The organism is Actinotalea solisilvae, from assembly GCF_016464425.1.
GTDB lineage: Bacteria > Actinomycetota > Actinomycetes > Actinomycetales > Cellulomonadaceae > Actinotalea > Actinotalea solisilvae.
Genome location: NZ_JADDKQ010000019.1, coordinates 41,872 through 55,175 on the forward strand (window position 1 = coordinate 41,872; position 13,304 = coordinate 55,175).

General features: G+C 74.1%; 10 protein-coding genes. 2 read left to right on the plus strand and 8 right to left on the minus strand.

Translation table 11 applies throughout. The features are described 5' to 3' along the window. The first annotated feature begins 37 nt into the window (after positions 1-37). Positions 38-691: a class I SAM-dependent methyltransferase gene (locus JIG38_RS14735; RefSeq protein WP_199424580.1), complete on the plus strand. Its 654-nt coding sequence runs from the start codon at positions 38-40 to the stop codon at positions 689-691. Here the strand turns inward: JIG38_RS14735 and bla are convergent. The 7 genes from bla to JIG38_RS14770 all read right to left on the minus strand — a co-directional run bounded on the left by bla (position 642) and on the right by JIG38_RS14770 (position 9,065). Beyond that, positions 642-1,724 (minus strand): class A beta-lactamase, encoded by a 1,083-nt coding sequence (gene bla / locus JIG38_RS14740; protein ID WP_307844953.1) that lies wholly within the window; start codon positions 1,722-1,724, stop codon positions 642-644. The genes JIG38_RS14735 and bla overlap by 50 nt on opposite strands. Before the next feature lie 93 nt (positions 1,725-1,817). Further along, positions 1,818-2,498 carry a DUF6803 family protein gene (locus JIG38_RS14745; protein ID WP_199424581.1) on the minus strand — a complete coding sequence of 227 codons (681 nt, stop codon included), beginning with the start codon at positions 2,496-2,498 and terminating at the stop codon, positions 1,818-1,820. A 223-nt stretch (positions 2,499-2,721) separates the two neighbouring features. Beyond that, a complete protein-coding gene (locus JIG38_RS14750) occupies positions 2,722-3,435 on the minus strand; it encodes a sirohydrochlorin chelatase (protein ID WP_199424582.1) in 714 nt (237 codons plus the stop codon). Then, the gene (cobA, locus tag JIG38_RS14755) at positions 3,432-4,715 is read right to left on the minus strand and encodes a uroporphyrinogen-III C-methyltransferase (RefSeq protein ID WP_199424583.1); all 1,284 of its coding nucleotides are present in this window, start codon (positions 4,713-4,715) and stop codon (positions 3,432-3,434) included. The genes JIG38_RS14750 and cobA overlap by 4 nt, the downstream gene beginning before the upstream one ends. Beyond that, complete coding sequence (nirD, locus tag JIG38_RS14760; RefSeq protein ID WP_199424584.1) at positions 4,712-5,041, minus strand: nitrite reductase small subunit NirD; 330 nt, start codon at positions 5,039-5,041, stop codon at positions 4,712-4,714. Before nirD ends, cobA begins: the two co-directional genes overlap by 4 nt. After that, positions 5,038-7,611, minus strand: a complete 2,574-nt coding sequence (gene nirB, locus JIG38_RS14765) for a nitrite reductase large subunit NirB (protein WP_199424585.1) — start codon at positions 7,609-7,611, stop codon at positions 5,038-5,040. Before nirB ends, nirD begins: the two co-directional genes overlap by 4 nt. A 143-nt stretch (positions 7,612-7,754) precedes the next feature. Continuing rightward, a complete protein-coding gene (locus JIG38_RS14770; protein ID WP_199424586.1) occupies positions 7,755-9,065 on the minus strand; it encodes an MFS transporter in 1,311 nt (436 codons plus the stop codon). A 536-nt stretch (positions 9,066-9,601) separates the two neighbouring features. Between JIG38_RS14770 and JIG38_RS14775 the strand changes: the two genes are divergently transcribed. Next, complete coding sequence (locus JIG38_RS14775) at positions 9,602-10,702, plus strand: ADP-ribosylglycohydrolase family protein (protein ID WP_199424679.1); 1,101 nt, start codon at positions 9,602-9,604, stop codon at positions 10,700-10,702. Between the two features lie 72 nt (positions 10,703-10,774). On the opposite strand, the gene JIG38_RS14780 is transcribed toward JIG38_RS14775, so the two are convergent. Beyond that, the gene (locus tag JIG38_RS14780; RefSeq protein ID WP_199424587.1) at positions 10,775-13,084 is read right to left on the minus strand and encodes a hypothetical protein; all 2,310 of its coding nucleotides are present in this window, start codon (positions 13,082-13,084) and stop codon (positions 10,775-10,777) included. Between the last annotated feature and the right edge of the window lie 220 nt (positions 13,085-13,304).

The following is a 13,304-nucleotide window of genomic DNA, read 5'->3' on the forward strand; positions in this document are numbered from 1 at the left end:
CGCACGCTCCCGGCATGGGACCGAGACGAGCCGCCCGATGACCGCGCACGAGCACCGCCCGACCGAGGACGAGGCCGCGGCCCTGTTCGAGCCGCACGGCTGGGAGGAGCGGTACTCCGGGGACGCGCCCGTGTGGTCCGGGCGCCCCAACGCCCAGCTCGTCGCCGAGGTGACGCCGCTCGCGCCGGGCACGGCGCTCGACGTCGGCTGCGGCGAGGGGGCCGACGTCGTCTGGCTCGCGCAGCAGGGCTGGCGCGTCACCGGGGCCGACTTCTCCGCCAACGGCCTGGCGCGCGCGGCGCGCCACGCCGCGGCGGCCGGTGTCGCGGACCGCGTCGACTGGTGGCAGGTCGACGCCCGCGCCTTCGACGCCGCCGGCAGGACGTGGGACCTCGTGACGACCCACTTCCTGCACCCGCCGGACGGCGGCATGGTCGCCACGACGCGGCGCCTCGCGACGGCGGTCGCCCCGGGCGGGCACCTGCTCGTCGTCGGCCACGCACCGTCTGACGGGCACACGCAGCTCACGAGCGCGCACCGCCGCGCGATGTTCCTCGCCGAGGACCTCCTGCCGGGCCTGCCCGAGGGGTTCGAGGTGCTCGTCGTCGAGCAGCGACCGCGGACCGTCACGCGCGACGGCGTCACGCACGACGTCGACGACTCCACGCTCCTCGCCCGGCGCACCGCGTAGCGGGCCCGGCGGGGGGCGTCGCGCAGCGGGCGGGCGGCGGGCGGCGGGCGGCGGGCGGCCGGCGGCGGCGCGTCAGCCCGCGGTCAGCGCCTGCACCGCCTGGGCCGCGGCCTCGGCGACGAGCCGGTCGTCCCCGCTCGGCGTCGGGTACGCCGCGGTCCGACATGACGGCGACGACCACGGGCGACCCACCGGGAGGCCAGGCCACCGCGACGTCGTTGCGGGTGCCGTAGCCGCCGGTCCCGGACTTGTCCCCCACCACCCAGCCGGCGGGCAGGCCGGCGCGGACGAGCGTCGCGCCCGTCTGCGACCCCACGAGCCAGTCCCGCAGCACGCCCCGCTCCGCCTCGTCCAGCACGTCTCCGAGGACGTAGGCACGGAGGTCGCCGGCGAGGGCGCGCGGCGTCGTCGTGTCGCGGTCGTCGCCGGGCACCGCCTCGTTGAGGTCCGGCTCGACGCGCGACACCACGGTGACGTCGTCGCCCAGGGCGGTCAGCGCGGCGTCGAGCCCCGCCGGACCGCCCAGGACCTCGAGCAGGAGGTTCCCGGCCGTGTTGTCGCTGCGCGTGACGGCCGCCTCCGCCACCTCCCGCAGGCTGAGGGTGCCGCCCACGTGGGCCTCGGTCACCGGCGAGGACGGGACGAGGGCGGCGGTCTCGACGCGCACCTGCTGCTCGAGGCCGGCGACCCCGACGAGGTCGAGCACCGCCCCGGCCGCGAGCGCCTTGATCGTCGACGCGTACGCGAAGCGCTCGTCGGCGCGCCAGGTCACGGTCGCGCCCGTGCCCGTGTCGACGACGTGGACACCGACGCGCGCACCGAACTGCGCCTCGAGCTCACGTAGGTCGAGGGCCCGTTCGGCCGGCGCCGACGGCGGGGCGCCCGGCGACGGATCGTCCGGGGCGACGGACGTGCTCGGCGGGGCCGGCGCGGGCGACGGCCCCCCGGGCACCGGTCCGGCGCACGCGACGAGCCCGGCGAGCACGACGGCGGTCGTCGCCGCGGCCGCGCGGCGCGTCAGGTCCGGGAGCACCCGCCCATCCTCCGCGACGCACGCGCGCGCCGTGCGCAACTCCGCGGTGACGACCGCCGGACCGCCCCGCGTCAGCCGGGGCGCGACCCGGGCTCAGTGCGTCATGCCGTCCATGCGCGCGCCGTCCTCCATGACGTGCGTGGGGTCCCACCCGGCGACGGCCGGGTCGAGCATGCCGGCGATCATCGCGACGTGGGCGACCACGAGGAACAGGCCCACCAGGGTGGCGTGGACCTTGAGGCGGCGCTGGTCGTCCCACGCCGCGCCCACGACGCGCGTCTCGAGCAGGCTCATGCCGAGCAGCGGGACGATGCCGAGCAGGTAGAACCCGACGGCGACGACGTCGACCCACCCACGCCAGCCGCCGCCCGTCGTCAGCGGGACGACCGCGTTCTTGGTGAGGTAGACGACGACGCCGAGGAAGTAGAAGCCGGAGACCAGGCCGGCGTACCGGTTGAGGCCCGCGACGACCGGCGGCACGGTGCGGCGGAAGAGGATCGCCAGCTCGGTCACGGCGATCGTCTCGGCCAGGACCACGGGCACCGCCATGAACAGCAGCAGGTTCCACGGCTGGTTCGCCGCGAGCAGGCCCATGTAGTGCGTCGATCCCATGTCCTCCCCGGCCGGCCAGGCCGGCAGCAGCAGCGCGACGACGGCGATGGCCAGGAGGACGGCCGTCACGACGGCGATGCGGCTGCCGCGCCTGCTCGTCGGGGCCAGGGGCGTGCCGGCCGTGCCGGCCGTGCTGGGTGCGGTGGGTGCGGTGGCGACCATGGGAGTCCTCCGTCGTGCGCGCCGGGCTGTCCGGCGCCACCTCACCGTCGACGGCGCAGGTCGAGGTCGTGCTGAGGAACGATGAAGAACGCATGAAGCCCGCGGGTCGACCGCCCGCGCACCGCGGCCGACGGGACCAGGGGCCCAGGCCGGCCGCGGTCGGGTCGCGCGGGACGCCCGAGCCGGCCACGACCGCCGCAGCGGCGACCGTCAGGGGCGACCGTCAGGGCTGGGGACGTCGGGCGCGCTCCTCGTACCGGTCCAGGGCGATGTGCGCGAGGAGCGGGTGCGGCGCGAGCGGTGCCGTGACGGCGTCCGCGCCGGCCCCGGAGAGCAGGGAGTGGAAGAAGCCGGGCGCGAGCAGGTAGCTCGCGAGGACGACGCGCGTCGCTCCCCCGGCGCGCGCCTGCGCGACCGCCTCCGGGACCGACGGGCCGCTCGCGGCGCAGTAGCCGACGGTGACCGGGCCGCTGTGCCGCTGCGCCAGCCACGCGTGCACCTGCTCGACGTCGTGCCGGGCGCTGGGGTCGCTCGACCCGGCGGCGGCCAGCACGACCGCGTCGCCGGGCCCGACGTCCACCTCCGTCAGACGTTCGTGGAGGACGTCGACGAGGCGCTCGTCGGGCCCCAGGTGGCGCGCGGCCGCGGCCCGCGGTGCGCGGACGGCCGCGCCGATGTCGTGGCGCACGTGGACCCCGGTCGACAGGAGGAGCGGCACGACGACCACGCCGGGAACCGGTCCGGCGCCGCCCCCCGGGCCGGTCAGGGCGGCGCTGACGACGTCGGCGACCGCCGGCGCCTCGACGTCGACGTGGGCGGGCCGCACGTCGAGCTCGGGGCGCAGGGCACGGATGTCGTCGACGATCCGACGGATCGCCGCACGCCCGGCAGGGCTGCGCGTCCCGTGCGAGCACGCGACGAGGACCGGCGCCGTCATGCGGGGGCGCCGACGAGCTCGCGCGTCCGGTGCGCCTCGACCGGCCCGTCGGGCGGGCCGGCGGCGAGATCCGGGACGAGCAGGTCCTCGCGGGCCACGCCGCCGACGACGACGACGCCCGGCGAGCGCACGCCCTCCTCCGCGCAGACCCGCGCGATCTGGTCCAGGCGGGCCCGGACGGTGCGCTGCTGGGGGAGCCCGGCGTGGGAGACGACCGCCGCGGGGGTGGCCGGGTCGACGCCCGCCGCCGTCGCCTGGGCGGACAGCCGCGCGAGGCCGGCGACACCCATGAGGACCACCACCGTGGTGTCGGTGCTGGCGAGGGCGGCCAGGTCCGCAGGCCGCAGGTCCCCGTGCCCGTTGACGACGTGGACGCGGTCGGCCGTCCCGCGGTGGGTGACGGGGATGCCGCCCAGTGCGGGTGCCGCGACCGCGGTCGTGACGCCGGGGACCACGGTGACCGGGACACCGGCGCGCCGGCACGCGAGGACCTCCTCGCCGCCGCGACCGAACAGGAACGGGTCGCCGCCCTTGAGGCGCACGACGCGCCGGCCGGCGCGGGCGTGGCGGACGAGGATCTCCTCGATCTCGCCCTGGGGCACCTGGTGGGCCCCCGGGCTCTTCCCGACGTGGACGACCTCCACCTCGTCCCCGAGCTCGGACAGGACCGACGTCGGGCCGAGCCGGTCCGCGACGACGACGTCGGCCTGGGCGAGCAGCGACCGGGCGCGCACCGTCATGAGGTCCGGGTCACCCGGTCCCCCGCCGACGAGCGCCACGGACCCGGGCGCGAGGGTCCCGCCGGCCCGGTGCCGACGGGCGCTGAGCGCACCGGTGAGGAGGAGGTCGGCGATCGCGTCCCGGAGACCCGCCGCGCGTCTGGGGTCGGGCGCGCCGGCGGAGGTGACGCCGACGACGACGTCGCCCGTCGTGGTCGTCGCCGGGAAGCGGGCGCTGCCGGCCTCGGACCGGGAGGCGACGACGCAGAACGTCCGGCGCTGCTCGGCCCACCGGGCGACCTGCGCGTCGACGACCGCGTCGCCGGTGCACGTGTGCACGAGCCACGCGCCGTCGACGTCGGCCTCGACGACGCGCCGCTCCACCAGCTCCACCCGCCCGGTCGCGGCGAGTGCGGCGACCTCGGTGGTCGCCACCTCCGTCACCACGACGACCCTCGCGGACGCGGCGACGAGCGCAGGGAGCCGACGGGCGGCCACCTGCCCGCCGCCGACGACCAGCACCCGGCGCCCGGTCAGGTCCAGGCCCACGAGCGTGGTCACGGCGACACCTCGACCGTGCCGCCGACGACCCGCACGGCGTAGGTGCGCAGCGCCTGGGGCGCCTTGCCGGCCGCGTCCAGGCACTCCCCGGTCACGAGCGACCACACCTGCTTGTACATGGGCGAGGTGACCGTGGGCTCCTCGCCGGCGCTGCCGACGATGCCGCGCGCGAGGACGTTCGCACCGGAGAAGGGGTCCTTCTGCTGGACGGCCATCACACGGTCGTCGGCGAGGCGGAACACGGCGACCTGGTCACCGTCGACGAGCGCGGCGACACCGCGCTCCGGGACGAGGTCGGCGAGGCCGCAGACGGGGGTCCAGCTCACTTCGGCACCTCCAGCGTGCGGGCGATGACGGGGTCGTGGTGGCCGGCCTCGCCGGGACGGGCCGGGCGTGCCTGGCCGCGCTCGGGGGCGTAGCGGAGGTCGGGGTCGTGCTCGCCGGGCGCGTTGACGAAGGCCTCGAAGCGACGCAGCTTCTCGGGGTCCTCGAGGGTCGCGCGCCACTCGTCGGCGTAGCCCTCGACGTGCTCGACGACGATCGCGTCGAGCTCGGCGCCGATGCCGAGCGAGTCCTCGACGACGACGCGCCGCAGCTCCTCGATGCCGCCCGGGTAGTCCGCCACCCACGGCGCGGTGCGCTGGAGCCGGTCGCCGGTCTGGATGTAGTGGGCGAGGAAGCGGTCGATGACCTGGACGAGCCGGTCGTCGTCGAGGTCCTCGGCGAGGAGCTCGGCGTGACGCGGGGTGAAGCCCCCGTTGCCTCCGACGTAGACGTTCCAGCCCTTCTCCGTCGCGATGACGCCGACGTCCTTGCCGCGCGCCTCCGCGCACTCGCGGGCGCACCCGGAGACGCCGACCTTGAACTTGTGCGGCGTGCGCAGGCCGCGGTAGCGCAGCTCGAGCCGCACGCCCATGCCGACGGAGTCCTGGACGCCGAACCGGCACCACGCCTGCCCGACGCACGACTTCACCGCGCGCAGCGACTTGCCGTACGCCTGCCCGGACTCGAACCCGGCGTCGACGAGGCGGCGCCAGATCGCCGGCAGCTGGTCCATCCGGGCGCCGAACATGCCGATGCGCTGGGCGCCGGTGATGCGCGTGTAGAGCCCGAACTCCGCCGCGACCTGCCCGATGACGACGAGCTTCTCGGGGGTGATCTCCCCGCCGGGTACCCGCGGGACGACCGAGTACGTCCCGTCCTTCTGCATGTTCGCGAGGAGGTGGTCGTTGGTGTCCTGCAGGGCGGAGAGCTCGCGCTCCAGCACGTGCCCGGCGCCGACCGAGGACAGGATCGAGGCGACGACCGGCTTGCAGATCGCGCACCCGCGCCCGGTGCCGTGGGCGGCGACGATCTCGGTGAACGTCCGCAGGCCGCCGTCGCGCACGAGCGCGTACAGGTCCGCGCGCGGCATCGCGAAGTGCTCGCACATGGCGCGCGAGACGGTGATGCCGGCCTTCTCGAGGGTCCCGTTGACGATCTTCGTCAGGAGGGGGACGCACGACCCGCACACGGTGCCGGCCTTCGTGCACGCCTTCACCGCGCCGACGGTCGTGCAGCCGTGGTCGGTCACTGCCGCGCGGACGGTCCCGGCCGAGACGTTCGCGCACGAGCAGACGACGACGTCGTCGGGCACGTCGCCGCCCGGCGCCGGCGCGGCTCCCTCGGTCGCCAGGAACGCCGACGGGTCCGCGCCGAGAGGGCGGCCGAGCAGCGGGCGCAGCGACGCGTACAGGCTCGCGTCGCCGACGAAGACGCCGCCCAGGAGCGTGCGCGCGTCGTCGGAGACGACGATCTTGCGGTAGGTCCGCGCGACGGGGTCCGCGAGCGTGACCTCGAGCGCCCCGGGGGTGAGCGCGAAGACGTCGCCGAAGCTCGCGGCCTCGGCGTCGACGCCCTTGAGCTTGGTGCCCTCGGGCGCCGGCCGGTAGGTGCGGGTGCCGCCGAGCAGCTGGTCGGCGACGACGTCGGCCATGAGGTTGCCGGGAGCGACCAGACCCACGCACTCGCCCTCGAAGGACGCGCACTCCCCGATGGCCCAGACCGCGGGGTCCGACGTGCGGCACGTCGGACCGACGACGACGCCGCCACGCTCGCCGATCGCCAGGCCGCTCTCGCGGGCGAGGCGGTCCCGGGGGCGGATGCCGGTCGAGAAGATGACGACGTCCGCAGCCAGGCTCTCGCCGGACGACAGGTCGAGCGTGGCCACCGACCCGTCGGGACCGGCCCCGAGGCGGGTCGCCGCCGTCCCGGTACGCACCTCCATGCCGAGGCCCGTGACGAGGACGCGCAGGGCCTCGCCGCCGCCGTCGTCGAGCTGGACGTTCATGAGCCGGTCGGCGAACTCCACGACGGTCGGGGCCGCACCGAGCGTCTGCAGCGCGGCCGCCGCCTCCAGCCCGAGGACGCCGCCGCCCACGACGGCACCGCACAGGGGCCGCCCGAGCTGCTCGCGGCGCCGGCCGACCCAGTCCTGGATCGCCGTGACGTCGGCCATCGTCCGGTAGCTGAAGACGCCGGGCAGGTCGGTCCCCTCCGTCCGCGGGGTCCACGCCCACGAGCCGGTGGCCAGGACCAGGGTGTCGTACGGCTCGACGCGGCCGGAGCGGGTCGTGACGGTCTGGGCGTCGCGGTCGAGGCGCTCGACGCGGTCCCCGGTCACCAGCTGCACCCGCGGGTCGTCCCAGACGGCCGGCTCCATGGCCAGCGCCTGCGCGTCGCGGCCCGAGAAGAACTCGGAGAGGTGGACGCGGTCGTAGGGCAGGCCGGGCTCGTCCCCCAGGACGGTGAGCTGCCACGCGCCGTCGGGCGAGCGGGTGGTGAGCTGGTCGGTGAGGCGGTGCGCGACCATGCCGGCTCCGACGACGACGATCCGGCCGAGGGCCCTGGCGGTCATGGTGCGTTGCTCCCGAGGTGGTGGGTGGTGAGGGCGGTCGAGACCGCCGTGACGAGTTTTCCCGGCGCTCGACGTGAGAACTCGGGCCCTAGGGCCCGGACCCGCCGGCGTGTGCCGGCGGGCCCCGGCCCGGCGGCGACGCGTCAGCTGGGGTTGGGTGCGCCCGGGCGGGCGTAGTACCGCCAGGTCAGGACCGTGCAGAAGGCGAAGTAGACGGCCGCGCCGATGAAGAACGTCCGCGGCGCCATGGCGGTCAGGGCGACCCCGACGAGGAACGGTCCGAAGGCGGCGATGGACGCCGTCCAGCCGATGACGCCACCCGCCTGGCGCTTGGGGAAGATCATCGGCATCTGCTTGAACGTCCCGGCGTTGCCCATCCCGGCGAAGAAGAAGATCGCGAGCATGCCCACGAGGAAGCCGTCGAACTGGCGGACGTCGGTCGGCTCGAGGAACATCAGCGTGACCGCCGTGCTGATCGTCATGCCGATGCCGGAGATCAGGGTCCAGATCGCGCCGCCGAACCGGTCGCACAGCGGGCCGAGGCCGGCGCGCACGAGCGAGCCGATGAGCGGGCCGAGGAACGCGTACTTCAGCGGGTCCGGGGCGTCGGCGAAGCTGCCGTACTCGCTCCGGATGATGAGGGCGAGCTGGGCGGCGAACCCGCTGAAGGCCCCGAACGTCATGAGGTAGACGGCCGTCATGATCCAGGTGTGCTTGTCGCGGAAGATGTCGAGCTGCTCGCGGACGTTCGCCCGGACGGGCACCCGGCGCAGGTACCGCGCGGACAGCACGACGCCGAGGACGACCCACGGCACGAGCACGAGTGCCGCGTTGTGCAGCCACAGGGTGCCGCCGTCGGCGGTCCGCTGAGGCGTGATCATCACGGTGCCGAACAGCGAGAACCCGATCACCCAGGGCGTGAGGAACTGCACGAGGCTGACGCCGAAGTTGCCGAGGCCGGCCTGGAGGCCGAGGGCCGTCCCGGCGAGCCGGCGGGGGAAGAAGTAGCTGGTGGACGGCATGAAGCCGGAGAACGCCCCGCCGCCGATGCCCACCGCGAACGCCAGCGCGAGGAGGACCCAGTACGGCGTCTGCGGATCCTGGACGACCAGCACCCAGCCGATCACCGGCAGGACCATGAGGGTGGCGGTCCCGCCCACGAGCGTCTTCGTGCCCAGGACGGCGGGCAGGAACATGTACACGATCCGCAGCAGGCCGCCCGCCAGGCCGGGCAGGGCGACGAGCCAGTACAGCTGGGCGTCGCTCAGGTCGAACCCGACGGTGTTGAGCCGGGGCGCGATCGCGCTCACCAGGTACCAGATCGCGAAGGCGAGGGTGAGGTTGAACGTGGTGACCGCCAGGGTCCGCCACGCGAAGCGGGCGTCCCACTTCTGGGGGTCCTCCGGGTCCCAGGTGGTCAGGTCGGGGCCTCGGGTGAGCGTGCTGGTAGACATCGGGTCCTCCGTGGGTGCGTGGGCCGCCCGTGGTCGTGGCGGGGTCGGGGCCCGCGTGGGTCGAGGTGGGTGGAGCCGCGGGAGCCGCTCCAGGGCAGGGCCGTCGCCGTGCGTCGGCGCTGACCGTGGGGTCCTGCTTCTGGTGCGGGGTCGTCGTGCACGACGACGGCCCGCGCCATGAGTTTCGACGGGGACGACCGGCAGAATCTGGGACCTACGTCGGTGCAGGCCCGGCGCCAGGGCGCACCTCGGAGAAGGATGCGCGTACACGACGAAGGCCCGGACCATGAGGTCCGGGCCTTCGTCATCTTGTAGCGGGGGGATCATCGACATCTGCGACCGCGGACTTCGTCGTCGTGCATCACCGCAGGTCAGCGGCTCGTGCATGGGCATCTGCAACCCCTCCATCGTGTCCACGGATCGTCGCACACGGCTGGGACACGACCTGATCGCCCGGCCCCGCGCAGTCTTCGATGTCAGAGGCAGGGCGTACGTTCACACGCCCCCGATCCGCAAGACATGAACGCGAGGTGCTGATGGCCCGAGGCGACCGTTTCGCAGGCGATCTCGACGACGCGATCATCGTGCTCCCGGAGTACCAGGTCCCGCCTCTCCGGTTGGTGTCCCTCGACCGGGAAGTGCTCGACCGGGCAGCGGGGGCTCTGCTGGGCATGGCGTGCGGTGATGCGTTGGGCGTGCCGTACGAGTACAGCCCTGCACCCGAGGGACCGGCCCAGATGGCCGGGGGCGGCCTCGGCGACTACGCGCCCGGTGAGTGGAGCGACGACACGCAAATGGCCGTGTGCGTCGCCGAGGTCGCCGCGTCGCCAGTCCCGCTCACGAGCCGAGCCGGTCTCGACGCGGTGGCCTCCGCCTTCGAACGATGGTTTGCCGGTGAGCCGGCCGACGTGGGCGTGCAGACGCAGACCGTCCTCGAGCGCGCGCGAGATTTCCCGGGGCGGCCGTCGCTCCGCCTGACGTCCGCCGCTCACAGCCTGCACGTCGACACCGGACGCACAGCCGGCAACGGAGCGCTGATGCGCACGGCACCAGTCGCGCTCACGAACCTCCAAGAACGCTGGCACGTCGCGATCGCCGCCCGGGCGGTCGCGGAACTAACGCATGCCGACTCGCTGGCCGGTGACTCGTGTGTGCTGTGGTCCGAGGCGATCCGCGTCGCCGTACTGGAGGGCCGCCTCGAGCTTCGCGGCGGTCTCGACCTGATCCCCGACGAGCGCCGCAGGTCCTGGGCCTGCTGGATCCGCGACGCGGAGCGCGACGACGCGGTCACGACCCTGACCGCCAACGGATACACCGTCACCGCACTGCAAGCCGCCTGGCACGCCATCCACACGACTGGTACTCACGCGGTCCACGGTTCCGCACACGTCCGTGACGCGCTGCAGGCAGCGGTGCGGATCGGCGGTGACACCGACACGGTGGCCGCCATCACCGGCGCCCTGCTCGGTGCCGCCCGGGGCGCGGGGGCGATCCCCCGAGAGTGGCGCGAGTCCGTCCACGGGTGGCCCGGGATGCGCGGTGGGGACCTGGAAGCGCTCGCGTGCTCGATCATGACCGCGTCGGCCCGGGCGGGGGGCGACCGCAGCGTCCACGCCCCGCCCGCGGGCTCGCGATGACGCCGGGTCACAGCTGGGGGTACCGGCTCGCATGTCGCGAGCACCCTCGGCACCCCGGCTGTTAGGTGCCGCCTACCCGCGGCCGCGGCGTCGTCGTCCTCCGCGCGCTGCTCGGTCCCATGCGGCCCCGAGGACGAGCCCGACGACCACGATCAGCCCTGTGACCAGGGCGGCTTCCGGAACTGCGGCGAGCAACTGGTCGTGCGCACGGTTGGGAAGTGAAGCAAGAGCCGCGTACATGCCGACGAGCACCGAGAAGCCGGCCACCGGCGCGACCCACGACACCACCCTGTCGTACCGGTCCCTGCGCTGCTGCTGCGCCTGCTCGAGGTTCGCGCGCACCAGACCAGCGAGTTCCTCGACTTCCCCGTCCAGCTCGCGCAGTTCCTTCTTGGTCATCCGGAACAGCGCCGAGACCAGCTGCGCCGGGACGGTCCAGGTGCGGAACCGCTCCGGACCCACCAACCGACGGGCGACGCGGCGCCGTAGAGCGCTGCGTTGAACGTGCGCGAGTGTCGCGAGCGCATCGCCTTCGAAGTCGTCGATCGGCCCGGCCGCCTCGTCGAGGCGGCGGTAGTCGCGCGCCATGGCGGCGCGATGGGCCACGAACGGGATGGTGAGTGCAACCATGCCGCCGCCGAAGCGCCGGTACTCGTGGTGCACCGACATCGCCTCGAGGTTGAGCACTACCGCGCGCAAATCGTTTCTGACCGCGCTGGCGGCCGCTTCCTCGGCCGGTTCGTCGACCAGCTCGAGCCGGGCCCACGACCGAGGTGCACCTGTGGCCATGGTGTATTCGGGGCGCGGTGCGCGCCGTGAGAGCAGAGCCTCGATACGCCGTGACATGCGCGGACTGGTGACCACGTAGAGGCCCTCGGTGGTCTCTCGTCCGCGGAGCCGCTCAGTGCCTGCGACTCGGAGGTCGAGGATGCTGCTTCTCGACCCGCGCGTCCTGGAGCCGGGAGCGAGCCGTGAGAGCCGTGTCATAAACCATCGACGGAGCCGTCCTGGCTCGCCGAGCCAAAGCTCGAGGGCCTCCGCCTGATCGGGGAACGCCTCGGCGATGGACAGTTGGGGGTCCAGCCCCGTTCCCGCGAGCAGGTCGGGCAGGACGGAGCTGACGTCCGCGTCGACCTGCGCGAGCCGCTCCGCCGTCTGGGGATCAGGTCGACCCTGAGTCGTGAGCAGATCCGGCTCCTCGATCGGCGCCAGGCGTTCCAGGGTCATGACCGCCGAGCCGTCGACCCTCCACAGCGACAGGCAGACCATGGGCTCCGCGAGCCACACACGTTCGCGCACCTCCTCGTCGGAACTGCAGTCGTCCAGCGTGGCCTCCGACGCACCGAACCTCAGATCCGGACCGCTGACTCGAACCGTTCGGGTCACAAGCAGCTCCGGCGCACCGAAGCCGATGTCCGCGGCATGCGCCGTGCTGCCACGCCGAGCTCCGGATCCTCCCCCTGCCGACGGTTCCCCGACCAGCGCCGCCCACTGTCCCGGAGCGAAGAGCTCGTGGACGTCACCACGGTGCCATCTGCGGGCCCGGTCCTTCTCGGGGAGCGGCAGCTCGACGGGGAGGACGAGGGATCGCAGCGAGGCGTCCAGCGGAACGCCGTGTCGGTTGCGGCGTTCGGCTCGTTCGGCGACGTACGGGTTCTCCGCCGGTCCGGCTGGACCGGGAACAGCACGTCGACCTGGCCCCTTGGACGCACCAGCCGCCGACACGAGGTCCGGCGCCCGCGTGATCTTGATCCGACCGTCAGGGAACGGGGCCGTGAGGTAGCCCCAGCGCCATGCGGCGTCCAGGTCCCCGTCGGAGACGACAAGTCCGAGGTCCGGCTCCCAACGGCCTCTCAGGCCCAGCAGCGCAAGGCTGACGACGTCTTCGGGTCCGGGATCCCGCCAAGGGCCTGACGCCCACGGGGCGAGCTCATCGGCGACGGCGTGGAGACGGGGGTGCAGAAACCGGGGAGCGTGCTTGAGCCCGCGCGCCGCCGCGTCAGCGGACTCGACGAGATTGTGGCACTCGTGGACCACCGCGACGGTGCTGTGCGTCGGCGTGCCGTGACGCATCGCCTCAAGGGCGGCGAGCTCGAGCGCGTAGGCGAGCGCATCCCGCGCTTCAGCGGTGGCGCTGTGCCATTCCCCTCGCTCTCCCGACGACCGGGGCGGCATGAGTGCGACCTGGTCGTGGCGCACGCGCTCGTAAACCTGTCGACGCAACGGCTCGTTAGAGTCCCAGGTGTCAAGCCGTGCCCGTAGCCCGACAGCGAGCGTCTCTGCGGTGCCGACGACGTCCGCCGCCGCGAGGGTCGTGACGGATCGGTCTGTCTCCACGGAGTCGTCGTCCCAGCCGCGCGATGGAGAGCTGTCGGTAGGCATGTATCCCTCTTCGGTGGCAGTCGGGCTGGAGTGCGCGAGGCAGCCTTCCCGTGGGGGAAGCCGATGCTGGCGCGGCGCGCCGGTGCCGCACCTCGCAGCCCGCGGTTTCACCCGCGGCGCCCATGCTTGGCTGGGAGCCGCGCGCTCCTTGCGATCGTTCGACGCGGGCTGCGGGAAGGGACGACCGAAGCCGTGCCCGGACCGTGCAGGTGGGCCTGCA